This is a genomic window from Salipaludibacillus daqingensis (assembly GCF_029891575.1).
Lineage (GTDB): Bacteria > Bacillota > Bacilli > Bacillales > Salisediminibacteriaceae > Salipaludibacillus > Salipaludibacillus daqingensis.
On sequence record NZ_JARZHF010000003.1, the window covers coordinates 389,514 to 414,028 of the forward strand.

Annotated in this window: 22 protein-coding genes; 5 read left to right on the forward strand and 17 right to left on the reverse strand. The window is 39.1% G+C overall.

All coding sequences use genetic code 11. The features are described from left to right. Positions 1-48 precede the first annotated feature (48 nt). Complete coding sequence (locus tag QDN89_RS08550; RefSeq protein WP_280769691.1) at positions 49-639, forward strand: molybdopterin-dependent oxidoreductase; 591 nt, start codon at positions 49-51, stop codon at positions 637-639. A 46-nt stretch (positions 640-685) separates the two neighbouring features. Here QDN89_RS08550 and QDN89_RS21990 read toward each other — a convergent pair whose 3' ends face one another. From QDN89_RS21990 to QDN89_RS08590, 8 genes are all read right to left on the reverse strand, one after another. Continuing rightward, positions 686-2,476 carry a HEAT repeat domain-containing protein gene (locus QDN89_RS21990; RefSeq protein WP_425335385.1) on the reverse strand — a complete coding sequence of 597 codons (1,791 nt, stop codon included), beginning with the start codon at positions 2,474-2,476 and terminating at the stop codon, positions 686-688. A 352-nt stretch (positions 2,477-2,828) separates the two neighbouring features. After that, on the reverse strand, positions 2,829-3,707 hold the full coding sequence (locus QDN89_RS08560) for a dimethyl sulfoxide reductase anchor subunit family protein (protein WP_280769692.1): 879 nt from the start codon (positions 3,705-3,707) through the stop codon (positions 2,829-2,831). Between the two features lie 181 nt (positions 3,708-3,888). After that, complete coding sequence (locus QDN89_RS08565) at positions 3,889-4,431, reverse strand: DMSO/selenate family reductase complex B subunit (RefSeq protein ID WP_280769693.1); 543 nt, start codon at positions 4,429-4,431, stop codon at positions 3,889-3,891. An 18-nt stretch (positions 4,432-4,449) separates the two neighbouring features. Continuing rightward, positions 4,450-7,026 (reverse strand): molybdopterin-dependent oxidoreductase, encoded by a 2,577-nt coding sequence (locus tag QDN89_RS08570; protein WP_280769694.1) that lies wholly within the window; start codon positions 7,024-7,026, stop codon positions 4,450-4,452. A gap of 19 nt (positions 7,027-7,045) precedes the next feature. Continuing rightward, positions 7,046-7,759 carry a TorD/DmsD family molecular chaperone gene (locus QDN89_RS08575; protein ID WP_280769695.1) on the reverse strand — a complete coding sequence of 238 codons (714 nt, stop codon included), beginning with the start codon at positions 7,757-7,759 and terminating at the stop codon, positions 7,046-7,048. Positions 7,760-8,220: 461 nt separating this feature from the next. Next, a complete protein-coding gene (locus QDN89_RS08580; protein WP_280769696.1) occupies positions 8,221-8,772 on the reverse strand; it encodes a 4Fe-4S dicluster domain-containing protein in 552 nt (183 codons plus the stop codon). Beyond that, on the reverse strand, positions 8,769-10,820 hold the full coding sequence (locus QDN89_RS08585) for a molybdopterin-dependent oxidoreductase (protein WP_280769697.1): 2,052 nt from the start codon (positions 10,818-10,820) through the stop codon (positions 8,769-8,771). Before QDN89_RS08585 ends, QDN89_RS08580 begins: the two co-directional genes overlap by 4 nt. 12 nt (positions 10,821-10,832) lie before the next feature. Then, on the reverse strand, positions 10,833-12,056 hold the full coding sequence (locus tag QDN89_RS08590; RefSeq protein WP_280769698.1) for a PucR family transcriptional regulator: 1,224 nt from the start codon (positions 12,054-12,056) through the stop codon (positions 10,833-10,835). 406 nt (positions 12,057-12,462) lie between these two features. On the opposite strand from QDN89_RS08590, the gene hcp reads away from it, so the two are divergent. Beyond that, positions 12,463-14,115 (forward strand): hydroxylamine reductase, encoded by a 1,653-nt coding sequence (gene hcp / locus QDN89_RS08595; protein WP_280769699.1) that lies wholly within the window; start codon positions 12,463-12,465, stop codon positions 14,113-14,115. A 223-nt stretch (positions 14,116-14,338) separates the two neighbouring features. On the opposite strand, the gene QDN89_RS08600 is transcribed toward hcp, so the two are convergent. Then, entirely contained in the window at positions 14,339-14,920 is a 582-nt protein-coding gene (locus tag QDN89_RS08600; protein ID WP_425335387.1) for a S1C family serine protease, read from the reverse strand. A 1,056-nt stretch (positions 14,921-15,976) separates the two neighbouring features. Here QDN89_RS08600 and QDN89_RS08605 point away from each other — a divergent pair. Next, positions 15,977-16,435 (forward strand): VanZ family protein, encoded by a 459-nt coding sequence (locus QDN89_RS08605; protein WP_280769701.1) that lies wholly within the window; start codon positions 15,977-15,979, stop codon positions 16,433-16,435. Positions 16,436-16,558: 123 nt separating this feature from the next. Here QDN89_RS08605 and QDN89_RS08610 read toward each other — a convergent pair whose 3' ends face one another. From QDN89_RS08610 to QDN89_RS08635, 6 genes are all read right to left on the reverse strand, one after another. Continuing rightward, positions 16,559-17,194 carry an STAS domain-containing protein gene (locus QDN89_RS08610; protein WP_280769743.1) on the reverse strand — a complete coding sequence of 212 codons (636 nt, stop codon included), beginning with the start codon at positions 17,192-17,194 and terminating at the stop codon, positions 16,559-16,561. Between the two features lie 6 nt (positions 17,195-17,200). Continuing rightward, entirely contained in the window at positions 17,201-17,407 is a 207-nt protein-coding gene (locus tag QDN89_RS08615) for a hypothetical protein (RefSeq protein ID WP_280769702.1), read from the reverse strand. A gap of 193 nt (positions 17,408-17,600) precedes the next feature. Next, positions 17,601-18,650, reverse strand: a complete 1,050-nt coding sequence (locus QDN89_RS08620) for a hypothetical protein (RefSeq protein WP_280769703.1) — start codon at positions 18,648-18,650, stop codon at positions 17,601-17,603. Positions 18,651-18,662: 12 nt separating this feature from the next. Beyond that, positions 18,663-19,172, reverse strand: coding sequence for a type IV pilus modification PilV family protein (locus QDN89_RS08625; protein WP_280769704.1), 510 nt, complete (start codon positions 19,170-19,172; stop codon positions 18,663-18,665). 36 nt (positions 19,173-19,208) lie between these two features. Beyond that, a complete protein-coding gene (locus QDN89_RS08630) occupies positions 19,209-19,712 on the reverse strand; it encodes a PulJ/GspJ family protein (protein ID WP_280769705.1) in 504 nt (167 codons plus the stop codon). A gap of 300 nt (positions 19,713-20,012) precedes the next feature. Next, positions 20,013-20,144 (reverse strand): hypothetical protein, encoded by a 132-nt coding sequence (locus QDN89_RS08635; protein WP_280769706.1) that lies wholly within the window; start codon positions 20,142-20,144, stop codon positions 20,013-20,015. A 791-nt stretch (positions 20,145-20,935) separates the two neighbouring features. Here QDN89_RS08635 and QDN89_RS08640 point away from each other — a divergent pair. Both QDN89_RS08640 and QDN89_RS08645 read left to right on the forward strand, forming a co-directional pair. Continuing rightward, entirely contained in the window at positions 20,936-21,403 is a 468-nt protein-coding gene (locus tag QDN89_RS08640) for a hypothetical protein (RefSeq protein WP_280769707.1), read from the forward strand. Positions 21,404-21,759: 356 nt separating this feature from the next. Further along, positions 21,760-22,611, forward strand: coding sequence for a dimethylarginine dimethylaminohydrolase family protein (locus tag QDN89_RS08645; RefSeq protein WP_280769708.1), 852 nt, complete (start codon positions 21,760-21,762; stop codon positions 22,609-22,611). Positions 22,612-22,661: 50 nt separating this feature from the next. Here the strand turns inward: QDN89_RS08645 and QDN89_RS08650 are convergent, their stop codons facing one another. Together QDN89_RS08650 and QDN89_RS08655 are read right to left on the reverse strand one after the other, a co-directional pair. Next, complete coding sequence (locus tag QDN89_RS08650; protein ID WP_280769709.1) at positions 22,662-23,576, reverse strand: Gfo/Idh/MocA family protein; 915 nt, start codon at positions 23,574-23,576, stop codon at positions 22,662-22,664. Positions 23,577-23,652: 76 nt separating this feature from the next. After that, a complete protein-coding gene (locus tag QDN89_RS08655) occupies positions 23,653-24,348 on the reverse strand; it encodes a copper homeostasis protein CutC (RefSeq protein ID WP_280769710.1) in 696 nt (231 codons plus the stop codon). Positions 24,349-24,515: the final 167 nt, after the last annotated feature.

Below are 24,515 nucleotides of genomic sequence, written 5' to 3' on the forward strand. Positions count from 1 at the left end.
CAATTTGCTTAGCTAGTCGAAATATTTTTCTAAAAAGAGGTGACTGTCATGACTAATCAACTACCACCAGGGCAATTTGAAACAGATAAGTGGCCCGTCTTGCACCAAGGAGATGTTTATTCATTTAATCAAGATACGTGGACATTCAAACTATTTGGCGAAGTAAAGGAAGAAGTCACGTTACGATACGATGATGTGATGTCTCTTCCAAAAACAACCTCGTCGATCGATATGCATTGCGTGACAACATGGTCCAAATTTGGCAATGCTTTTGAAGGTATCGCTTTTCGAGAGTTGTTAAAACAAGTTCAGCTAAAAGAAGACGTTAACTTCGTTAAAATTTTTGGCTATTACAATGGGGACCGGTTTGGTTATTCAGCGAACCTCCCATTAGAAAAATTGTTAGGGGACGACGCATTATTTGTGTACAAGTGGAAAGACGAGCATCGTGACTGGGAAACAATTTCCCCAAAACACGGGTATCCACTCCGCTTTATCCCTCCTGCTTCTTTCTATTTATGGAAAGGAACAAAGTGGGTGTCAGGAATCCAATTTATGAAAGAAGACGAGGAAGGTTTCTGGGAGGAATTAGGTTATTCCATGACAGCCGATCCTTTCAAAGAAGAACGCTATAAATAAAGTACGACAAACAAGCACCTACTTTTAAGCAGGTGCTTGTTTCGTTTTACAGGCAGCATTTTTTATATTTTTTCCCGCTTCCACATGGGCAAGGATCATTTCGACCAACTTTCACGACTTTTTTCTGAGCTTCATTTTGATTTCTTATTTTTAGAAGGCGTTCCATAGCTGCTTGAATTTCCTCATTTGAAACCTTCTGTTGCGTCTGTTTTCTCTCTGAACGTTTTTGTGAAGTTTTTTTCTTTTCCTCTTCCGTTTTTCCTGAATGCTCGTCCTCTACTATTTCATCTTTGAGCTCATTCTGAGTTGATCTCTGTGATACAGAGTCAACCGATTCCTCCATTACAGATTCTTGATTAATGATAGGCTGTGGTTCTTCTTCAGGAACTTGTTGTGTTTCCTCCATTTGACTATTCGAAAATTCATCAATCATTTGTTCATCCATCGTCGAAACATCACCGTCATCGATGGCGTCCCGTTCATCAGTCCTATCCTCTTCAAACGGTTCCTTTTCTTCCTTTAGATCAGCCGTTTCGTTCGATATGTCTTCCAATTCTACCTCTTCATATTGAACTCGTTCTTCTGATTCTATTGTTTCTGCTTTCGTATGATCTTCTTCCGATTCATCTGTTTCCAATTCGAAAGAATCTTGTTCTTCTAAACTCCCAGTTTTTTCATATGATAACTCTTGATCTTCATTTACTGTTTCTTGTACCGTTACTTCTTCTAATGTTGCCGCATCATCAGCTTCGTGTTCATCTGAAAAATCCGGAGCTAGGTTCTCTCCCACTAATTTCCATTCTTTTAATTTAGGATGGTCGACCCCATTTACAACACAGTTACAGTATAGATGTCTTTCTAGTGGTAAAAGCCACCTTTCGTAACCTTCATCAATGAATTCTTCAATAACAGGAATCGCTTCAGCGGAGAATTGTTCACATAAACTAGCGGCGATCATTGTTTTAACATCTGATCGGTTCGATTGATGAAATGTGTCTAACAATACTTTTTTAGCATAATCTGTTTTGATATTACCTAGAATGTCAATCGCGTGAAAGCAAACTTGATTATCCTCTATCAACGGTCGAACCGCATTCACCACTTCATCTGTACCAATTCTAGCGAGTGCATTAACGACTTCTTCTGAAAAAATATCGTCTTCGCTATGTAAAGTCAGCAAAACAACTAACTTTGGAATCGCCGCTTCCATTCTCATCACACCGGCAAGAACAATATCGTACAAATCTCTCTGCGTCAGCTTCAGTCTTCTCTTCATCTTTTGTAACCTGTATAAAACTTCGTTATCTCCAATTAATTCTCGTTTTGCCATTAATTCAATCATTTGTTTTCCTAATATAAAATGATTGCGATTGAACGATTCAGCAGCATTCATTTTCTGAATGACACTTTGTAATTTCTGCATGATAATATCTTTCGGATCCGAACAAAGATCGGTATAAAATGATAAATTTGCGACATTAACTCCTTTATCTTTTAAAACGTCCGCTATCTCTTTTTGAAACATCTTAACGAGACAAGGATCAGCATGATTAAGCAAAGTTACATAATGGGATGCTTGCTCCGAACTATCCTCTCGCAAATCGGATAACAATCGCCTTACACCTTCAGAAGGCATCGGCAAATTTTTCAGACAAGCTAAATGTTCATTTGTACCTGTTATCACTCTATTTTTTCTATTCGCCTCGAGCCCTAACATGAACGTACTTTCGTCTCCTACAAAACTTGTTGCTAGTATATCTAACATAAATTTTCTCGTTATATGATTATCTGAAACCAAATGGTTTTCTAGTTTAATTAAATATGATTGCCTATCCATAATACTTCATCACACCTCTTCTTTTTTTCGAAAGAGTTTATCTACCTCAAGTGTATCCATCCATGAAAGTGGAAAGCAAGAAGAATTTCTATCATACCGCATATTTCAGCCTGTTTATGACAATTTTACATACTTCAATACTCGATTCCTCTTTTTTCGCAACATAAAACGTCCTTTACTAAACCATTTTAAGTTTGAAGAAGTTTGTCCGTCATCTTGACGCACTCATGCTCACACTTGCTACTCCCCCCGCATTTTATTACCAATCTACTAAAAAATTATTTCCTCACAACAAAAAGAAAGCACGAATTGGGTTAATCCAATTCGTGCTTTTGCTTTCAACATCTATTATTTAGCCAATTTGCATCGGAATACCTGCTGCGTAGAACAAGTATCTTCCCATGAACTCACCTATTACAATGAGTGAAATTGCGAGGTAGATAAGCGCTGGTGTTTTTGTAGATAGATTGCCTGCAAAACGGTAAAAAACGAATAGGAACAATCCACCTCCTGCTAGCGTTAACAGCCAGCGAAGAACCATCGTAAATGCATAACTATCGAACATAAGCTGTAAAGACGCTTGTCCAGCAATACCACTTCCAGCTAGACTCGTAAAGTAAGCAGGTAAAAATGCAAGTTGCAAGATAACGACAACCATTGCCGCAATACTCAAATACCTTAGAAAGGTTAGACAAGAAGGCTGGAGCTTCTGACCTTTACTTAATAAAAGCATGCAAGCAATGACCCCAACGATTCCATAAACCATTGTCGTACCAAAGTAAGCCACATACGTGTTCACATGAGACCATGCTGGTATAATCGTCGTAGTATACACGCTTGCCATCGAATAAACCGCAACGATACCAACTACAGCTGTGATCCAACCGACAGCTGTGATATTTTTCTTATAATGATCCATCAGAAATGTTGCCCCTACTAGAGCAAGAAACATCCCAGAAAAAACAATTTCACGACTGAGCCATGAACTACCAAAGTTACTCAACGTATTGATAGCATTTGATATGGCACCAAGGTGAAACATGGACAATCCAATTCCTACCGCCATCGTCACTGCAACAGCCAAAAATCCATTTTTTGTCCACTGACGAGAAAGTCCTTGATTGTCTTTTTTAGATAAAACTGTTCGAGCAATCATTAATAATAGAAACGTCCCAACAGCCAACTGACCTAATAGTGTAAATAAAATCAACGGCCATTCTTGATAAAACATAGGATTACCTCCTTCGTTTTCATATACGTTCTAGAAGGGAACGTGCACTTAGAACTTGAGGCGATTATCTAACAACGATTCGTTCAAAAACCATGTTCATCAACGAACTCAAATGTCTCCTCTATTCTATTTGCTTACTAAGCTACAAATCTAGTTCCTCTTCTTAGAACGTTTGATACAACTATCTTGTTTTTTGTTTCACCACGATATTTGGTTTTGTGAGCGACAAGTCTGGGAAATAACGAATCGATTGATTGTTGCCGTACTTTGCTTTCAACTCATCAATGTCACCATATTCAATCGCACGCATCGTGCAAGCTGCCACACAAGCTGGATCTTCGCCTTGATCGATCAAATCGGTACAGAAGTCGCATTTAGCAACTTTTCCCTTTTCCTTGTCGTATTCTGGTCCACCATAGGGGCATGACCAAATGCACATTTTACAGCCAACGCACTTCTCATGATCGTAATCAACGACGCCATCTTCTTCTCGTTTATGCATCGCACCCGTTGGACAGTTCTCTACACACTTCGGCTTATCACAGTGATTACAACTAATCGTCACATGATCGATATAAGGATTAGGGTAGCTTCCTCCTTCAAAGTCATACACTTTCCTGAAGAGAACGCCTTCTCCTAGATCATTTTTATCTTTACAAGCTATTTGACAACCTTTACAGCCGATACAGTTTTCCAAATCATAATAAAATCCGAGCTGACCCATCCTGCATCCCTCCTCTATTTAAAGTACAACCCGCGGTTCCCAATATTTATCTTCTTTCAGCGGCTCACCACTCCATTTTTCAAAATCACAGACGGTAGAGTTCCAACCAGAAATTCCTTGGCCTGTACAAATCGCACCTGTCAAAATATTATCTGATCCTGCTTTATCTATACCTGACTTTTCATCGACTTCGACCCAAGCCCCGTGCATTAATCCAACTACGCCAGGCATTAGCCGCTCCGTAAGATGAGCAATTCGTAAAGTCTGTCCGTGCTTACTCTTAATTTTAACCGTATCCCCTTGTTTGACTCCGCGTTCTTCCGCATCTTTCACACTGAGATACACTTCATTTGGCCATGCTTCGCGAAGCCAAGGGTTGTTATCAAAAATCGTATGGGCTCTTCTTAAATAGTGAGGGTTCACAACTTGAAGTGGGTAATCCCCTTTCTCTTTGTTATCCCAGTTTTTGTATGTTTCTTCATACCCTTCTGAAGCAGGGTTGTATGTTGGAATCGGATCGATTGTTGTGAATCCGTATCCTTTAATAAATTCAGCCAAGGCTTTCGAATGAATTTCAAGTTTGCCTGTTTCCGTTCCAAGTGGGTTTGTTTCAGGATCTTTTCGAAAAGCTTCTTGAGCGATATAACCATAGTTATCACCAGGCTCTCGTTCCACTAAATAGACACCTTGATCTTCTAATTCTGCAATCGTGATACGACCTTGTTGTGGTTCGCCATCCACTTTCCAGTTATCAATATCTTCTTTCGTAATGGTCACAAGTGGCTCATAGTCTGTCCCATCTTTGTTAATTACAAGAGCACCAGTAATTTGGTTAAATAACTGCTGTTTATCTGAAATGTCACCGTAGACTTCTTCAGAGGTAAATCCAAGACGTTTACCTATCTCCGTTGTAATCCACGCATCATCTCTCGTTTCAAACAAAGGTTCTGTTACTTTTCGATAATAAAACAATGCGTCACGGTTCCCTACATTAAATCCACCTTCTCGTTCCCAAGGGGTTGTGGCTGGTAATACTACATCTGAATATTTTGCGTTTGTTGTGACAAAATGTCCATTCGATACAACAAACTCTACGTTTCTATGAACCTCTATCCCTTTCGATTGGCCATCACGCGTTTGTAATGTCGCACCAAAACCGTGATAGATCATTTGAATATCAATGTCTCGTAAATCATTATCTCCTGCAGTATATTCTCCTTTCAAAATCGCATCCCACATTTCAGCATGAGCGAGACTGTCATCAATTGGATTCTCCGCTGCTGGAGGAACACCGTTTCCGCCACCCATCACCAATCTCGGGCCACCATTTCCTGTGCCGAAGTGACAGCTAACTCCTGTCATTCTTCCTGGTTGCGCCATATGTCCTGTCATGGCACCTAAAGTCATAAACATTTGCGGCCATGAGTCAGAATTTTTAATTCGAGCAGGTGCCCATCCAGTTAATAATGCGGCCCGATTGGCTGAACCTACCTCAATCGCTACTTTACGAATTTTATCTGGCTCAATACCACAAATATCTGAAGCCCATTCTGGCGTTTTTGGTGTTCCATCAAATGTTCCTAACACGTAATCTTTGAAATTCTCTTCTTTATTCGCACCTTCAGGCATCATCTCTTCATCAAAACCAACGCTACATTTTTTCAAGAAATCCCAGTCAATCAACGGGTTATTTGTAGGGTCATCTTTCTCTAGTAACGTATACGCCATTCCTAAAAGCATCGCATGGTCTGTTCCAGGATGGATTGGAATCCATTCATCTCCAAGAAGTTCTGCTGTTTCAGAATACATCGGATCAATGACTATGACTCTTGCACCTGCTTTTTTTGCTTGCAAGAAATTGTATGTTGGTGATCCAGGAGAGCTCCACGCAGGATTCAATCCCCACATGACAATAAGCTGAGAGTTTCTAAGGTCCATTCGGTCATTGATACTATGCTCGAAGTACCCTTCTTGTAGACCAAACTTTTCAGGTCCCCAACGCCACGATCCCCAAGACGTCGTGCCCCACGTGCCAACGTGACCACCATAAAGGTTCAATGCTCTAGAAATATCTCCACCTGTCACTAAGATAGAACGATTTCCATGTGTATCTTTAATACGCTTGATTTCATCGGAAACAATATCCAACGCTTCATCCCAAGAAAGTCTTACCCATTCATCATTTCCCCGTAAGTCCTTATCGCCGCCACCCGGTTGCCAATTCTTTCGTTTCATTGGATACTTTAATCGATCCACACCATACACTTGCTGACGTTGCGAACGCCCTCGTACGCAAGACCTTTGCTGCGGATTATCAGGAGAGTCAGGTCGGTTATCATCGGTTTTCTGACGCATGACCACTCCATCAACGACGTACGCTTTCAATAAACAACGTCCGCCACAGTTATGCCAACAAGCAGCAGGGATCCACTCCCCTTCTTCCTTTTGTAATTCTTCCGCTTGAACCTGATCCAACTTATTCAGACCATATTTTGCTGTCGGAAGCATGGCACCCGCGGTTACTGCGGCCCCAGCACCTAAAAATGTCCTTCGACTAACTTTGTATTCTTTTACCTTTGAAAGCAGATTAAACATGTCCGTTCACCTCCAAGTATTAATTACGATTAAGCGCGTAGTAATCAGTAATCTCATCGATCATTTTTCGATCAAGCTCCAAGTAGCCATATAGTAATTCCGCCACCCCCTTGTAAAAATCCGTGTTCGCCGTCTTCTTCATGTCACGACTAAACGCCGGCACCCAGCTAAGTAGATGATTTTCCAGAAACAGCAGTTGGTCTCTAGTAATCTCCAAAAACGACTGCGGATTGTCGGATAAAACGTCTTGCTTTGCCAACTTTACAAGTTGATACATCATATCTAATTCAAGTCCAATATGGTCATCTGCCTCTATACCATGTTGTTTCGATTGAAATCCATACTTTAAATAAGCTCGTCTCACTTGCAACGTTTCTTCTTGGAACAATGTTTTTTCTTCCCCTAGATAAACAGATCCCCAAGGTGGTGCTGGGAGCTGAAATGGTCCAATAAACATTCTCGTGTAATCCCAGTGTAAAGATTCAAATACATTCAAATCTGTCGGAGAATGATCTTGAAAAAATGACGAAATCGTATTTACACCATTGTGAATTGTTGAACTTACATCTTTAAATGGGAACGCATCAAATACTTTTCTAGTCGCTAATTCCTCCATCATTTCTTTTGTCGGCTCTGCTAAAAATAACTTCCGCAGCAAGTCATACGCTTCAATCCGAATATCCATTAACAACAGCACATCTTCTACCTTGATGCTCTCATTTACAGTGTTCATCACTATCACCCCTCTCTGATCAAAGCAGGAATCTGTTCCTCCTTTTAATCAATGATTCTCTCTTTCTATTTCATTTCTCTTCTCACTTATAACTTTACGTGATCACCCTTTCACGGTCTTTAGACTCGGGTGAAAAAAACAGACTGTTTTTTTGTACGTTAAAACAAGTAATTATGTCTAACTAATGGACAATAACAATGACTATCATTTGGGCACGATAACATTCATGATGCTTACAATAGATTTCCCTCACTCTTCATATTTGTCCTGAAAATAAAAAGATATGGAAGACTTCCACTCGCTTTCCTTCTATGAATCGCTCCAACTTGATTGCTATATACGGTCTCCCTTGATGATCAAGATACCCTAAAACTTATCCACAACTCAAAAATCCATCATTTCGGCTAAACAAAAACGCAGACTGTTGAAACTTTCTCAACAGCCCACGTTTATTATTTCATTTATTCCTTTAACCAATATCGCCTTTTTTTCTCCATCGGTACAAATCGAATCGACGGCCTCGTTAATAACGGACTATAAAACCCATCCACTGTGAGCACTGTTCTCTGCATGTATGGTCGATCAGAATGAATATCATTTTTAAATAACAACGCAGACGTTGTGCATGCATCCACACACGCTGGCAACTCACCAAGCTTTTGCCTATCCGAACAGAAGTTGCACTTGTCTACTTTCTTTAACAAATCATTAAATTGAAGTGCCCCATAAGGACAAGCAGTTAAGCATAAACCACAACCATTACAACGAGTTTGATCCAAATCAACTATCCCATCACGTCTTTTCGAAAAGGCGTTCTCAGGGCACACTCGGAAGCACTCTGGACTATCACAATGATTGCACGATAATGATAGATTATACTCTCCGTTCACATCCACAATACGACGGAAGCTTTGTTTAGTCGTTTGTCGATGTTCATTTAAACATGCAATCACACAAGAATGACATGATACACAGCGATCCGGTTGAAATAAAAAGCCATACTGAAGAATCATCGACGAACGCCTCCCTTCCGTAACGAAACGTAAATATCAAAAAACGGAGAACTAAGCTCCGGAGACTCTTTCCCTGGATACGATTCTAGCCGAGTGCTAATGAGTGCATTGACCGGCTCCTTTCCAGCCTGATTCATGATCACCACATTTTTCGGCGTGGACGCATCCAGCTCAACCAACCCTTCCATATCCCCTTGTTCATTATATACAACAAGCACATCCCCAGTTTCCACTCCGATCTGTTTTCCTACTTCTCGATTGATTTTTATATCAAACGAAGACTCATAAGCTTCAAACCAATCCACTTGACCAAACTGAGAATGAAGTTTTAATAACGACTGCGGGGTTAATAGTAAAAACGGGTGATTCGCATTCTCTCTATCACGTTGATAAATCGGGAAAGGTGAAAGACCATCTTCCACTGCTTTTTTTGAAAAAAACGTAAAAGGTTTTGGCTTCGCCTTTAAAATCTGTTGAAACTCCTCAAACTGTGATCGAAAATGAGCTGGTTTTTCGATTAAGTCTTGCCATGATTTAATCGAATAGTTTTCTTTCACCTCATCAGTCACTTCTTTTTCGATCCAGTCTTTTGCTTCTAGTTCTACAGGAAATCGTGAAAACCCAGGCTGCTTCTCATTTAATTTCATCGCTAATTCTCTCGCAACTTGTAAGTCACTTTTCGCCTCATAAACGGGTTCGATTGCTTTCTGATTATAAGAAAGCCAGTGATTCCAGTAGCTCACATGAAGGTCCATTTCCTCGAATTGCGTTGTCGCTGGCAAAACAATATCTGCCATTTTCGCTGTATGTGACATGGTCACATCACTAACAACAACCATCTCTAGCTGTGACATGAGACGATCCCATTCCCTGATATTTTGATCCTGACTAAGTGGATTTCGGGAATGAATCCATAAAAACTCCACTGGAGGATCGTCTAATTTAAGTAACTCCGAAGCGAAGTGATTGATATTCACTTCTCTATTCTGCTCATTCTTTTGATTGTTGTCCTTCAATATTTTTAAAGGCATGTTTTCCACTTCAGGATGAAAATAATATAAGCCACCTCGCTTAATAAAGCGATTTCCTGAAACAGTCACTAACGCATCGATTGCACGGACATTTTGCACACTCATTTTTCGTCGTTGCAGACCGTAACCTATCCACGTCGCAACTGGTGTCCTCGTTCCATATAAACTCGTCAATTCAGCGATTGCTTCTTCGCAAACACCAGTTTCTTCACAAACTTCTTTCATATCAAGGTTCCTTAATATGTCTGCATAGTGATCCCATCCACTTATCTGTTTTCTTAATTCCCATTCCTCAACGAGCGCGGAGTCGACAAGCCTTTTCGTCAAACCCATCGCAAGCAGCCCGTCCGTTCCCGGTCGAATTTGGATATACATGTCGGCCACTTTCGCCGTTTCGGTAAAAATAGGGTCAATTACGATCAATTTTGCTCCTTGATCTCTGGCCGCATGAATAAACTTCATCTGCTGAATATTTGTTCTTGCAGGATTACTTCCCCAAATAACAACCAGTTTTGCATAAGCCATTTCCTCGGGAGGTGGACTATATTCAAAAGGTAAATTATATTTTAAGGCCTGTCTCCCTGTTCCTAGACAAGGATTTCCAACTGGTTTCGTATGGGAACCAAAACTCTCAAATAACCCTTCGATCGCAAAATGAAGCAATCCAAGGTTTCCGGAAAATTTATTATATGCTAACGATTGATTCGACCCGTGACGATTCCTTAACGCGACCATCTTTTCAGAAATAATATCGTACGCCTCATCCCAAGTTATCCTTTGCCAATTCCCTGACCCACGTTTCGTTTGCATTAAAGGATACTTCAAACGCTCAGGGCTATTCACATACTGAGAGTAACCATATCCCTTCGCACATAACTTTCCTTTCGTAAAACCGTGGGAAGGATCACCAACAACTTTTACCACTTTACCAGCTTTTACATGGGTGATCATGCTACACGTAGAAAAGCAGTTTCTCGGACAAACATTTTTATATAATGTTACCTCCTCTTCCATCATGATCACCTCCAGTTAGTTGTATGATATTTTCCTTAATTCTCTAATTTTAAAGGCGACAGCGATATTGATCTTTGTCGACATGTCATCTAAGTCTATCTGCAATAACTCTTCTACTTTTGCTAATCGATATCGAACCGTATTCCGATGCAAAAACATCGCTTCTGCTGTTTGTTTCAAGTCGCAGTTATTCAAAATATATCCTTCTAATGTATCAATAAGGGAGAAGTCACTTTGTTTTTCATAACTTAACAATTCATCGAACGTGTCTTGATAGAATTCATGTAACTCCTGTGGATCATGATGATAGATCAATTTCATTAACCCTATGTCTTTGAAAAATATCACATCACTCTCCTGAATCCCTTCTTCTAACCCACGAGCAATTTTTGCTTCTTGATAGGAACGAAACCACTCGGTTGGCTCAGTATACATTCTCCCTGCTCCAACCGAGAGCTTTCGACCTTCTAACAAAGGTTCCGAAACTTTTTTTAATAATGAGATGGTCTGTTTTACCGATTCATACTTTTCCTTTTTTGTGCCACGATCTTTTAATGGAAGAAGTAAAATAATTTCCTCTCTTTTATTCAAAAGCACAGGAACGATCATTTTCTTCGTCAATGTCACTTCGAATTGACGGTAAAGCCTGTCCAAAAACCTATCATCATTAGAATAAATTTCATAATCTAACAATTCAAAGACGATGGCAATATGCGGCACAGAAAAATCCCACCCCCATATTTTACCTTTGGAGAGGATGTCTGATTTCGACTTCATGTTTCCATATAGGAGATCGAATATGAATGCTTCTCTATACTGACGCCCCTCTTCGGTAAGCTCCTTCTGCTTTTGTCGTTCAATAAGCACTGACCGAGCAAGCAGTTGAACTCCTTGATTCCAATCACGGTGTTTCAAAAGTTGATCGCTAGTTGACTTGCGGATATAAAGAGCAGCAAACTTCACGGATTCTTCAGTAAGGGCAACACTCGCTGCCTCCCACGATTGACCAGTATGATCATTGAGAACTTGATAACTTCCATCATCATAAACATATGTCATCTCAGGAGAGAGAAGTTTTCCATCTTCAACAGAATGCGCCAACGTCTGATACAAATCATCGGTTAAAACCGCTTCACATTCGAAGAAACGACAAAATTGTCTAAGAATCCCACCATATCCTCGACCATCTGATAACTCTTCCATTATCCCCATTGTGAGGAGGTGAATATCCCGTTCCATACCTCATCACCTTTCCTCTCTATGCTCTAGTAAATATACGATCTATCTTTACTTCTATTCTGCCACAAAATATGTCGTATTCTGACGACCATTCGTGAATGTTTTGTGAGAAGAAAAATTTACTAATTATTTTATTAGTCCCGCCTTCCGCATCTTGTAGTAGTTATCCACTCATTTGTGGCGGACGTTCTTCACTTTGTTGCACTAGTCCGCATTATTGTCGCGCTCATGCACAAACTTGTTGCACTCCGCCCCATTTAAACGGAAAGCCACGTGAGATTTATTTGATTTATGACTTTTTTATGACACCCAACACGTTTGTGATATAGGTCACTCACAAATGAAGATGCATCCTTTATCCTTAGTTTATACAAAAAAGCAAACAGGTATAGGGAGGAAGTTTTTTATGAGTATGTTTTGTCACCAATGTCAAGAAGCACTAAGAAACACTGGCTGCGATGCAATGGCTGGGGTTTGTGGAAAAACAAGTGAGGTAGCAAATCTTCAAGATTTATTAATTTATACATTAAAAGGGGTCTCTGAATTTAATCAGCAAGCACGTAAAGCTGGCATCAATCAACCGAAAACGGAACGAGTCATTTTAGATGGTCTTTTCTCAACGATCACCAATGCTAACTTTGATGCTGATTCTATTTCAACAAGAATCGAAAAAGCTCTTCAAGAACGAGAGTCTATCAAAGAAGCATTAAAAGCTAATGGAGTTTTCAAACAACGTTTATATCCAGACTATGCAACATGGACTGGTCATCGATATACTTTTGAAAGAAAATCAGAAGAAAAACAAGTTGGAATTCTAGCAACTGACAACGAAGATGTTCGAAGTTTACGTTCCCTCGTTTTATTCGGTCTTAAAGGGATGGCAGCATACGCTGAGCATGCATTAAATTTAGGGCATAAAAGCAAAGAGATTGCTGACTTTATCGAAAAAGCATTAGTCGCAACAGAAGACGATACATTGGATGCCGACGATCTTGTCAATTTAGTAATGGAAACAGGGAAATACGGGGTAGACATTATGGCGTTATTAGATGAAGCGAACACTTCTTCATACGGTCACCCAGAAATGACCGAAGTAAACATTGATGTACGTCATAATCCTGCAATTCTAGTCAGTGGACATGATTTAAAAGACTTTGAGGAACTACTTGAACAAACAGAAGGAACTGGGGTGGATATTTACACACATTCTGAAATGCTTCCAGCGAACTACTACCCAGCATTCAAAAAATATGAGCACTTCTACGGAAATTACGGAAACGCTTGGTGGAAACAAAAAGAAGAATTCGAAAGTTTTAACGGACCTGTCCTGTTTACAACTAACTGTATCGTCCCACCAAAAGCAAGTTACAAAGATCGTATCTATACAACTGGTGCAACAGCTTATCCTGGCTTTAAACATATTCCAGATCGCGAAGAAGGTTTGAAAAAAGATTTCTCTGAAATTATTGAACATGCAAAGACGTTACCATCTCCAACAGGTATTGAAGAAGGAACAATCGTTGGTGGATTTGCCCATAATCAAGTAACGCAATTAGCAGATCAAGTAGTCGACGCTGTCAAAACAGGTGCCATCAAAAAATTCTTCGTCATGGCAGGCTGTGATGGACGAATGAAATCACGCGATTACTATACGGATTTCGCCCAAACGCTACCACAAGATACCGTTATTTTAACTGCTGGTTGTGCAAAGTATCGCTATAACAAATTGCAACTCGGCGACATTGGCGGCATTCCACGCGTCCTCGATGCTGGACAATGTAACGATTCTTACTCATTAGCAGTTGTTGCAATGAAACTAAAAGAGATTTTCGAGTTAAACGACATCAACGAATTACCAATTGAATACAACATTGCTTGGTATGAGCAGAAAGCTGTCATCGTTCTGTTAGCTCTCTTGTATTTAGGTGTAAAAGACATCAAACTCGGACCAACTCTCCCTGCGTTTTTATCACCAAACGTAGCAAAAGTACTCGTCGATAAGTTCGGAATCAGTGGCATAACAGAAGTGGAAGAAGACATGGAAGTTTTCATGTCATAAGATAAATGGACAACTCCTCCAACCGCCACACCTTTTTAAAAAAGGTGTGGCGGTTTTACATTTTGTGCGTGAGAAAACAAGATTGTGCGTGAAAAAACGGATTTGTGCGTGAGAATGAGATTTTGTGCGTGAAAATGAGGAGTTTGTGCGTAATTCTAGAAAAAGGTCCAAGGGGGAATCCTCCTTGGACCTTCATTCATTTAAACTACCTAAATTATTTAAATTACTCATTTTCCATTGCAAGTTGTTCGATCAAATCATCAATCTTATAAAAAGGCACACTGTATCCTATTGAAGGGTCATCTATATTTTTCGCCGCATTAATTGCGATAAGGCGTTGATCTTTTTTGGCGAGAAGTGGTCCTCCACTATTGCCTTCTTCAATATTCGCAGATATTTCGTATAAATCTTCATATTCATATTGATCAATCGTTAAATTCAGATCAGTATTTGTGATATTTCCAGATGTAGCTGTATTACTTACACCTTGCGGACTACCCAAGGCAACTACTTCTTCCCCACTATCAAAAACACGCTCATCTTCCCTAGGGAAAGGCTCCAAACCTTTAAACTCTTCTACTTCGAGAACAGCCACATCCATGTAGTCAGAAGAACCTTTTAGTTTACCCTCATATAAATTCCCATCTTTATCTTCCACTGAGATATATTCTTGGCCGCTAATTACGTGAGAACTTGTGAGAACTAAGCCGTCTTCATTATAGAGAAAACCTGATCCCTGCTCATGTTCAGTAGAAATCGTATAGACCGTTTCTTGCGCTCGTTCTATTGCTTCTTCTATTTGCATTGCCTGTTCTTCTTTTCTTTTTTCTATAAAACTAGGAATCTCAAATGAGCCAACATCTTTCTGAATACTTGATCGTTCAGCTACGTTTGAAGTCGTAAATTGCTGGGCTGTGGAGGAAGAAGTATCAACAAAATAATTAGTAATTACGATTATTAATAATGCCGATGTTAATAAACCAAGCACGAGCTTCTTCCAATAAATGGAGTGCTGAGCATGACAATTGGGGCATTTTTCTTCTGGGTTATCTAAACTAAATCCGCATCTAGGACAGTTCATAGCTAGTCTCCTCCAATTATATTTGCGTCTATTATACCCTTTAAGAATAGAATTAAACAGTGAGAAAATGGATTATAACTGGGATATAAATAGTTAGAAACCTAGCCTATTCGATATATCATTGTTAGGGAAAACGTTCCCTAAGTTGCTTTGATCGTACTCGAACTTATTGTGTTCACAAATGAATTTGCTGTTGTCAGACCGAAACTTGTGGCACAACCTCACATTATTATTGTCTAATGAATTTTTGTAGATATATGCAAAAAAGTCTAGAGAACGAATCCCTAGACTTTCCTCTACTTATCTAATTTAATTTATACTTCCTCTCCATTACTCATCAATTGGCGCATGTATTTCACGGGTAGAGTAGCTTCAATCGAGTCCCCATCATCCAACGTTAGCACATATTCGGCTAAAATAAATGAGTCCCCTTTTCCTAGGATAATATTAACTTCTCATTGACAAAGTAATTATCGGAACCTTGATTTGGTTCAATAACGTACCTGCCAGCTGAAATATCGGAACCAACAGTGAAATTCTTTCTCTCCACATTTAGTTCTTTCATAAGCATGAGCGTTACCATGTGAGACTCAGGAACCTAACGTCGGTGTTCCATTGGAGAGTAGTCTTGTTAACGTCTATCTTTGTCTTTCTTTTGAGACTTTTCTATTATACGATTATGATTAATATCACAAATTTCTATGTATCACAAATACATTAAAACACTTGTTAACGACTTAAAGAAAAATAAATATTTTAATATAAAGGAGAGAAGCGGTAATGAGAAATATCATCCTAGTAATCATTTTCATTTTCTGTATTAATATTATTCTCTCCATTGCTTTTGTTACGGGAGGCGCATTCGACGCTGCTTCTATTCGTTCCGTTTATCGTTCGGACCCTAACATTCTATTCTTTCTTGATTTCAGCAGTTCTTTTTATTCTATTTATTCATTTATCGAAGCACCTTCATTGATCCCACGGAAAATAAGTCATTTTATTATTTATGGCATCCTTTCTGCAGTCCTATTCATGATTACACCTATGAAAAACAACTGGCTACGAGGAGCGACCGCCATTGCTTCCTCCACATTTATTGGGATGATTGATGAGTTTCATCAATATTTCTTAATCTCACGAGATGGTCTCTTTATCGACATTCTCATCAACATGGCTGGCAGCATCATCTTTGTTATCGCGTTAATAAAAGTAATGAAATTCTCCCAAGAAACAGATTGATGAGACGTATTTTTTGGTGGGTTTCGTTTGTTGCTGTGTTTGTCGGATTTGCGCTAGCCTGCTCTCATTGTTACGTTTATGTCGTAAACAAAAACGCGAAAGATCCAGAAGATCTTCCGCGTTTTATTTTGATCGAATGAGTTGGAATCCAATCCACTTCAACGCTTCCTTTAAATTACTTTTCAGCGTTAATTGCAACATTTCCGAGCCACTCTTTTGAAATTCTACTGCTTGATCTGGTCGCACACCGGTTAAAATTGGCATCGCACCCAGCAGTTTCAGTGCTTGCGTAAGGTTGAAAATGTTTTCGCTAACTGTGCCATCATCTATAACGAGACCAGAGATATCTATAATGAAATAATCGATAGACTTTTGATAACTTTTCGCTAGTACTTGTTCGAGGATAATTTCGGAGCGAACTTCATCCATATCCCCTACTAAAGGCAAAATGACAACTCCATCATCAATGGGAACGATTGGAGTGGAATATGATTGAATCCGACTTTTCGCTTCATCTAAATCAATCACAAACCCTAATAAAGTTGCCATCGTTTGAAATAACTCGACTTCTTCTTTTTTAAAAACACGCGGATTTTTATCCATTCCACAAAGCGTACCAAAGTTTTCCCCATTGCCGTATGAAATTGGGACTCCTAATAGTGTTCCGCCCCCTAAAGCTTTCGTAACCGGCATATCTTTCGTTAACTCATGTTTAGTTAAATCTTCAATGAGTAATGGCTCACGGCCATTATCAACAATAAATTGTCAATAAGAATCAACGAAATTCGTTTCAAGTCCTTCTTCAATCACTATATAGTCACGATTGAATGAATGCATGATTTCCACTTGCTCTCTATCATTTTTTGCGATAAAAACAGTGTTTATATCTATAAACTGGCTGAGCCTTCTCAGCACATCAATAGCTGCTTGCTCTAACTCTTTATAATAACCGTTCGATAAGAACTGTTGCAATAAGTTCCCCTCCTTACAAAAACTTTAACGTTTCTAGTGGAATTATAACACGCAATGGACCAACTAAGTGTTATATGGGATTTGTATCTTTATCCTTTTAATATTTATAATTTGCGGTTTTAGAAATCATCCAGCCCATCTGCTTCAATTGAAAAATATTGTCAGAATAAATTCACAACTAAAATACGATATATTATTCATTCCTTGTTGTTCCAACTGGTATCCAAGTCAAATTTGAGCTTCCACCATCAATCCCACTAGCGTCGTAATTTAGTATGTCCCCAAGAACATAAAATCCACTCTCTTCAATTTCTGAACAAGAAGCTTTATCGGTTCTAAGTTCTGGAGACGTTTCACTAGAGTAAGACATCCTAACATTTCCTTCTACACAAATATAAGCATCATGATTACTATTATCTTTTATATCAAACACGGCATCTATTAGATACAAATCTTTTTTTACTATAATGTGCGACCTGTTCCCTAATTTAATTTCAGAACCGTTCATCAACATATTTCCCCCAACTACTAAGACAGAGTCTGGGTTAAAATCTGCCCCTTTTTCAAGAGCAACATTTCCGGTTACTAATACATCTCTTTCGGATCCTTTAATATCTAGTGGGTCGTCTGGAAAAGTTACATTGCCAGCAATGTCTACTGTTTCAGGTTTTCCATTAATTCTAGTTTCTCTACCTTCAGATCCATCACGCTGCTGATACGGCGGTTCATCGAATCGATCAGACCAGATCACATCGTTTCCTGCGGATGACGAAGAAGATCGAATGGTGAATATTTCTTCCGCCGTTTCCTCTCTGCCTTTATCATTTAGTATGGACGCATCGACTTCATAAATGATATCTATCTCTTCGTCATTCTCACCTGGTCTGATTTCCGTAAATGTCCCTTTTACTTGTCCTTCGTATCTTTCAAATGTAAGATCGTCGATCGCAAAATCAGTTAGTTCATTTCTCAAATGACTGATTACATTGTCTCTCGTGGGGTCTGTTGTGATGTTATTTTCAAAATGCGTTTCGATTCCTTCGATTTTTTTGATGACGTTGTTTCGTGCATACATCACACCCATATCACTCATCTTAACAACTTGGCTATGTTCTTCTGACCTTTGTGCTTGCTTGGCGCTACTCAAAGCACTTCCTAGAAGGGGTGGAATGAGCACACCAATGATCAGTATGACGACTAGCGTTAATAATAAAACATAACCTTTTTCATTTTTTACGCCCAAGTCGATCCCTCCTTATTTTACATTCAAGTAGTGGATCATATCAGAAGACCCGCCGCCGTCCGATTCTTTTAATTTCGCATAAACGCGAAATAGAGAAAGATCTTTTTCGTCATTCGTCTGACATATGTTAAATTCCGCAACATATTTTTTGTTATTTAATCGGTAATAGTAATCGCCTGATTCCCCGTCCGATAAAAGGTTTAGCTGACTCATGTCAAATCCAGGAATCATCGCTTCATCTTCCGGTAACGACACAAATGCTTGGCCATTATCACAGCCAAGAGCAGGTCCATCATAATCTTGTAAATAATTTTCAATCGCATCATTTTCTTTTACTTCATGGACTAATTTATCTACTAAGTTTGTGGACGAATAGCTGTCTTCTGCTTTTGATGAAAAAAGGAGAGATTGACCAAAAAAACTAAAAAAGCCTAGCAGAATAATTGAAATTATCACTAGTCCAGCAAGTGTTTCCACTAAAGTGAACCCTTGACTGCCTTTTATAAACACCCATTTATTCATCCGGTTCACTCCTGTCTTTTACCTTTGATTTTATTTTTATGGAGATTCACTGTCCATTTCAAGATCTGCTAATCGATCGATCACAGTTTGCACGTCTAATTCTCGATCGTAATCATCCGATAACGTCAATGATACATGTAATTCCTTTTCGCCATCGACAACAAGTGGGTTATCGCAAGTGGTGGTTCCGTCTGATTTTAGGGTGGAGCCGTCGTGTTCGAACAAACTAGCTTCTTCATCGATTCCTCTTATATGTACGCCTTCATGGGCCAACGTTTCCATTGGTCTTCCATTAAAAAACAACGTATCCCCCTCATAACATAACGTGTAATTTTCTCTGCCATGAACTTGCTTTAACTGAGTAATAAGATAGTTTCCTTCTTGTCTTAAGTTGATATGGGCTTTCGATTGTTGGCTATGGTTAAAAGTGGAAAGAAGAATGGAACCAAGTAATCCAACAACCATCGTAGAGATAGAGATCGTTACAAGAAGTTCAATTAGCGTTAGTCCTGATTCGTTATTAGCTCGTTGTTTCAACATGTCCATCTCCTTCCACTGGTGATTTAGCAACATTCGGGATTACTTCTCTATCCATTATACTAGACTTTTTCGATTAAACGGGAAATTCACTCTAAAAAAATAGTATAATTGTTTTGATTTAGAGATATATACAACATTTAAAACACAATGACGTGTAAACGACAGTCTTTCCATAAAATAGCGTATAAAGGCAAGGTTTATCTTCATGATTTGTTTAATTAAGACAAAAAGAAGACGATAATCGTTGTTACTTGTCGATCATCGTCAGCATATTAGTCATCGTTTTTGCTTCTTATCTATTTAGCTAAATGAATAGGTGTCTTTTAATCGTTGCTCGATCAGTTCCATGACTTCTTTTGTTTCTGCTTTCTCATTTTTCGCACTGAATTCTTTCATGTCTTCCATCAGCTTCTTTAATTCGTTCACACCCAACTAACTCACTCTCCATTCAAAATTGTGAAAACTATAGTAAAGATTGGCATTAACCTCGTTATCTGTCTTACAGCTGCAGATAACAAAGTCCTAGAAAAACCTTCCTGAAACGCCGCGTAATTAGTACTATAATACATCTCTAGTGAAAATACAGTCGAATTTTGTAGAATAATCAAATATCTGTAAACTTTATTGGTTTATTTGTAAACTTTTCCTTCTAATCCGGAAATAAAACATGATATTTTCGCGAAATAAGCTATAACATTATTGGAATGGCTGTTTTAGCTAATTTTCTTGTTTTTGTTGAACAGCTCGAAGAAGGGAAGGTAGCACATATCGTTCGTGACAACGAAGGTTTATTTTGGTATTCTATTGGTAAGTTATTTTACACTGGACCTCACAAAAACGATTCAATATAGAATGATTCCCTTCATGTCAATCCCACCACACCGAAGATAAACTTCTAGCATAAACTCTGTTTGAAAATCATTATTCATTCTGTTTACATCAAGTATCCACTTTATACATCCTTGTTTTAGTTGTATAGCAACGATTTATAGTACCCTGCGAGCGAGAGTGGTCCCGTTGAAAGGAAGTTAAAGGGGTTCATAGCACCCGTATATATTGAAGCAACCAAAATCATGCTCATCATTTCACAATTTAAAGTTTATCTATTTTTGTAACCGTTCCATTTCATGTTTTTCTACGTAACAAGCAGTGAGAACGAACAATAATTCTGTCCAGCATACTTTCAATGAAGTCTAACACCAAATTTAAGGGAGTTGATTGCCATGCGTAAGGAAGAATTCAACAATCAGTTATTAGCGGATGAGGCGTTTGATGAAACGTCTGTTGTGACGCAACTATTGGAAAAGGATAGAAAATCTTCACTGATCTACTATTTGTGTCGAAGTTTTTATCTTTTAGTTTACAACGCCAATATCGTTCGAACAGAAAACAATACGTATGAATGCTATATTAGTGATGATAGCTTAATTCCAGCTGCAAGCGAACTAAATGATGCGATAAATTACTTGTCAGAAACATTCCAAGTCGATCGTGAATCCGTGAAAAACGATTTGTTTTTTGTCATTAACAAATACTACACAGATACCGCATACCAAAAGGAATTACAAAACCAGTTCAGCATCATTCAATCGGACACAGAACGATTCATGTCTGAATTTGGCACCCTTTACGAACTAAATCATTTTCCAAACTGGGATCGATTTGAACAACGAGTAAGATCTTTCGTTTAATACGACATTATTTCCTAGGAAACTATTCATTGGGGAGCACCTATCTTGGTGCTTTTTTTATTTGTCTAAAACCAACTATTTTTGTTTGTAAAAACCTAGGCATATTACCTTACAAGTTATCCTTCTCTTCACACTCGCTATGATAAAATTGGTTAAATATAAGAAGGATTCTTGTTTCATTTGACGTTTACTAATTTTTTTCGGAGGTATATAAATAAAAAGAATGAGCATATCCATTCTTGTCGAACTCCCCCACTCACCTTCGTTTATCAGAACGATAACTTTATGAGATCACATGCTATGCTAACAACATCTGTCGAACCTTTTTTAAAACTATGATAAACGGAGGTTGAATCATGGGAATATCAAAATCAACAGTAAAAATGATATGTGAAAATGAATATGGTCGATTAAAACACGTCATTCTTTGTGAACCAAAGCATATGAGTATTGACGGAAACATTAACGAAACGCAAAAACAATTTAAAGACAATCAGTTCCGTAAACATAGAGCGATAAAACAACATCAACATTTAATCGATACATTGATCAAGCACGGCGTTCAAGTAAGTCTACTTCCTGCTCATAAATACTTTCCAGAACAAGTTTTCACAAGGGACATCGGGTTCACTGTTGGACATACGATATTTGTTTCAAATATGGCTCATGAAAGTCGTGTAGGAGAAGAAAGCATCTTTGCGTCATGGCTCAAATCGCGACAAAAACCTCATTGCCATTTTATCGATAATCACATTGAAGGCGGCGACGTCATTGTTCATGACGGTCAACTATTCATTGGACTGAGCCACCGAACAAATCAACAAGCCATCAATCCCATTCAAAAAGTATTACCTAAATATAAAATCATTCCAGTCCCTTTTTCAAAAAAATACCTTCATTTGGACTGCGTATTTAACATCATCTCTGAAAACGAAGCTCTTTATTACCCAGATGCATTTCAACAACCTGAGCTTGATATATTAGCAGAACAATTTGACCTAATCCCTGTTAATGACGAAGAACAATTTACGTTAGGAACCAACGTCTTGTCGCTTGGTGATAAAAAAATCCTTAGCCTTCCGATAAATCGGCAAATCAACCAGGACCTTCGCAACCGCGGGTTCGAAGTGATCGAAGTAGACATTTCAGAAATCATCAAATCTGGTGGTTCCTTTCGCTGTTGTACGCTGCCATTGTTGCGAGAATAAAATCCCACAAATATAGCACCCATAACGGGTGCTTTTTCTATGAGACACGGTTATTCTTTCTCCAACTGCTGGACCACTTCCTCACAAAGCTCATGCGTCCGTAAACTATCCTCGCTTGAAAACAATAATTCCGTTTCCGAACCAGACTCCACAGCCTGAAGAAAATCAGCAACCATCTCCTCAAAACCACGTTTATGTAAAGTTGGTTCCCAATCATTTGTCGCCGGTTTCCATTCCTCTCTGCCTTGACGAATCACAACATCCGCCACATTCAACACGACACCCTTTTCCTTTGGACTCATGACCTCAGCCTTTTCCTCCGTTGTCCCACTATCCCGATTCATAATCCCAATCGCCGTTCCAAATTCAGACATTCCCTGCACGACAACATGGTGCAACAAATCTCCCTTTTTCCTACCAGTCACCGTCCAACGATCGACTGGATACGGAAACAAATACAACAACGAATCCGCCACATGAATGAAATCATCAAACACAAACGTCCGAATATCACCCGGTAACGACGCCCGATTTTTTTGAATGACAACCATATTCGGGTCTTCAATCTCCTTCAACCTCTGATAAGAAGGAGCATATCGCCGATTAAATCCAACCATCAATACCAAATGACGGCTCTTCGCCAATTCATACAACCCCCTCGCAGATTCCGCATGAAAAGTCATTGGCTTATCCACAAACACATGAATATTATGGAGCAACAATTCACGAACAATCTCCTCATGCGAAGCCGTCGACGAATGAACAAACGCCCCACGAATCCCACTCTCCATAAGCGAATCCAAACTCTCGTGTAAATGTTCAAATCGATAACGGCTCCCTAACTCCTCCAACCGCTCCCGATTTCTCGTACACAAATGAACCTCCACATCAGAAATTCCACTCAGCACCGGCAAATACGCCTTCCCAGCAATATCTCCTAAACCAATCACACCAATCTTCAACATCCAACCACCCCTTCAAGCTTTTTTTTGGAAAACGGTCGTGCCAGGACTTGTCACCTCGTCCTTCCTTTTATTTAGCTTACTCCCCTATCAACAATCGCAGGTTGTGCATCTTTTTATCATCCAAACGTTCCGAATATTTACGGTTTATCCTCATTGCTGACCCTATGTGATACTCTTCTGCAAATAACTCCTTATGAATACGTTCGATATTTCCTTCGTTTAATCCTCCTCCAGGCATAATGACAGGACCGCTCAACTGTTTTTGTAACGACATTAACGATTGCAATGTCGATAATCCACGTTGCACTTCGTCTTTCCCGCCAGAGGTGAGTATCCTTGTCACATGATTTGAATAATCACATAACGTTCGATAGGCGGCTTTTACATTGTCGACATGATCAAACGCACGATGGAACGTGATATCCATTTCTCCTGCAGCATCGATCACCGAACGCAATAGTTTTCTATCAATCGTATTGTCTTTCGTTAATGCTCCAAAAACAATGCCTGCAGCTCCAATGTTTCGGATCATCTGCACGTCTTCAATGATCGCTAATGCTTCTAAATCAGTATAGTGAAACGAATAACTGTGTGGGCGTATCATCACCATCACTGGAATATCAACGCTTTTCACGACTCGTTTGATGGTGCCATAACTTGGCGTCAATCCACCTTCATCGATTGCGCTCACTAATTCCAGTTGATCCGCTCCAAATTTCTCGGCTTCTAGCGCGTCTTTTTCATTTTGCACAATAATTTCTAATTTCCCCATCTATACTGCCCCCTTCATCGGTTTCATACCCCAAACTCTTTTGTTATATTGTACTATTTTTAATTATAGTCGTCTATACCACTTTACCAATTCAGCCACTTGTAGTTTTTACTCATAATGAACCAATAATAGGTCAAACTATACGGAACAAAACGTTACGAAGGTTG

Bases quoted from the DNA above. Each gene is read 5' to 3' on its own strand.
- QDN89_RS08640 (WP_280769707.1), top strand. From the start codon at position 20,936: ATGCGTAAGGAAGAATTCAACAATCAGTTATTAGCGGATGAGGCGTTT.
- QDN89_RS08575 (WP_280769695.1), bottom strand. From the start codon at position 7,759: ATGAACACTGTAAATGAGAGCATCAAGGTAGAAGATGTGCTGTTGTTA.
- QDN89_RS08645 (WP_280769708.1), top strand. From the start codon at position 21,760: ATGGGAATATCAAAATCAACAGTAAAAATGATATGTGAAAATGAATAT.
- QDN89_RS21990 (WP_425335385.1), bottom strand. From the start codon at position 2,476: ATGGATAGGCAATCATATTTAATTAAACTAGAAAACCATTTGGTTTCA.
- QDN89_RS08655 (WP_280769710.1), bottom strand. From the start codon at position 24,348: ATGGGGAAATTAGAAATTATTGTGCAAAATGAAAAAGACGCGCTAGAA.
- QDN89_RS08565 (WP_280769693.1), bottom strand. From the start codon at position 4,431: ATGGGTCAGCTCGGATTTTATTATGATTTGGAAAACTGTATCGGCTGT.
- hcp (WP_280769699.1), top strand. From the start codon at position 12,463: ATGAGTATGTTTTGTCACCAATGTCAAGAAGCACTAAGAAACACTGGC.
- QDN89_RS08625 (WP_280769704.1), bottom strand. From the start codon at position 19,172: ATGAATAAATGGGTGTTTATAAAAGGCAGTCAAGGGTTCACTTTAGTG.
- QDN89_RS08570 (WP_280769694.1), bottom strand. From the start codon at position 7,026: ATGTTTAATCTGCTTTCAAAGGTAAAAGAATACAAAGTTAGTCGAAGG.
- QDN89_RS08585 (WP_280769697.1), bottom strand. From the start codon at position 10,820: ATGATGGAAGAGGAGGTAACATTATATAAAAATGTTTGTCCGAGAAAC.
- QDN89_RS08550 (WP_280769691.1), top strand. From the start codon at position 49: ATGACTAATCAACTACCACCAGGGCAATTTGAAACAGATAAGTGGCCC.
- QDN89_RS08580 (WP_280769696.1), bottom strand. From the start codon at position 8,772: ATGATTCTTCAGTATGGCTTTTTATTTCAACCGGATCGCTGTGTATCA.
- QDN89_RS08650 (WP_280769709.1), bottom strand. From the start codon at position 23,576: ATGTTGAAGATTGGTGTGATTGGTTTAGGAGATATTGCTGGGAAGGCG.
- QDN89_RS08600 (WP_425335387.1), bottom strand. From the start codon at position 14,920: ATGCAAATAGAAGAAGCAATAGAACGAGCGCAAGAAACGGTCTATACG.
- QDN89_RS08605 (WP_280769701.1), top strand. From the start codon at position 15,977: ATGAGAAATATCATCCTAGTAATCATTTTCATTTTCTGTATTAATATT.
- QDN89_RS08590 (WP_280769698.1), bottom strand. From the start codon at position 12,056: ATGGAACGGGATATTCACCTCCTCACAATGGGGATAATGGAAGAGTTA.
- QDN89_RS08560 (WP_280769692.1), bottom strand. From the start codon at position 3,707: ATGTTTTATCAAGAATGGCCGTTGATTTTATTTACACTATTAGGTCAG.
- QDN89_RS08630 (WP_280769705.1), bottom strand. From the start codon at position 19,712: ATGTTGAAACAACGAGCTAATAACGAATCAGGACTAACGCTAATTGAA.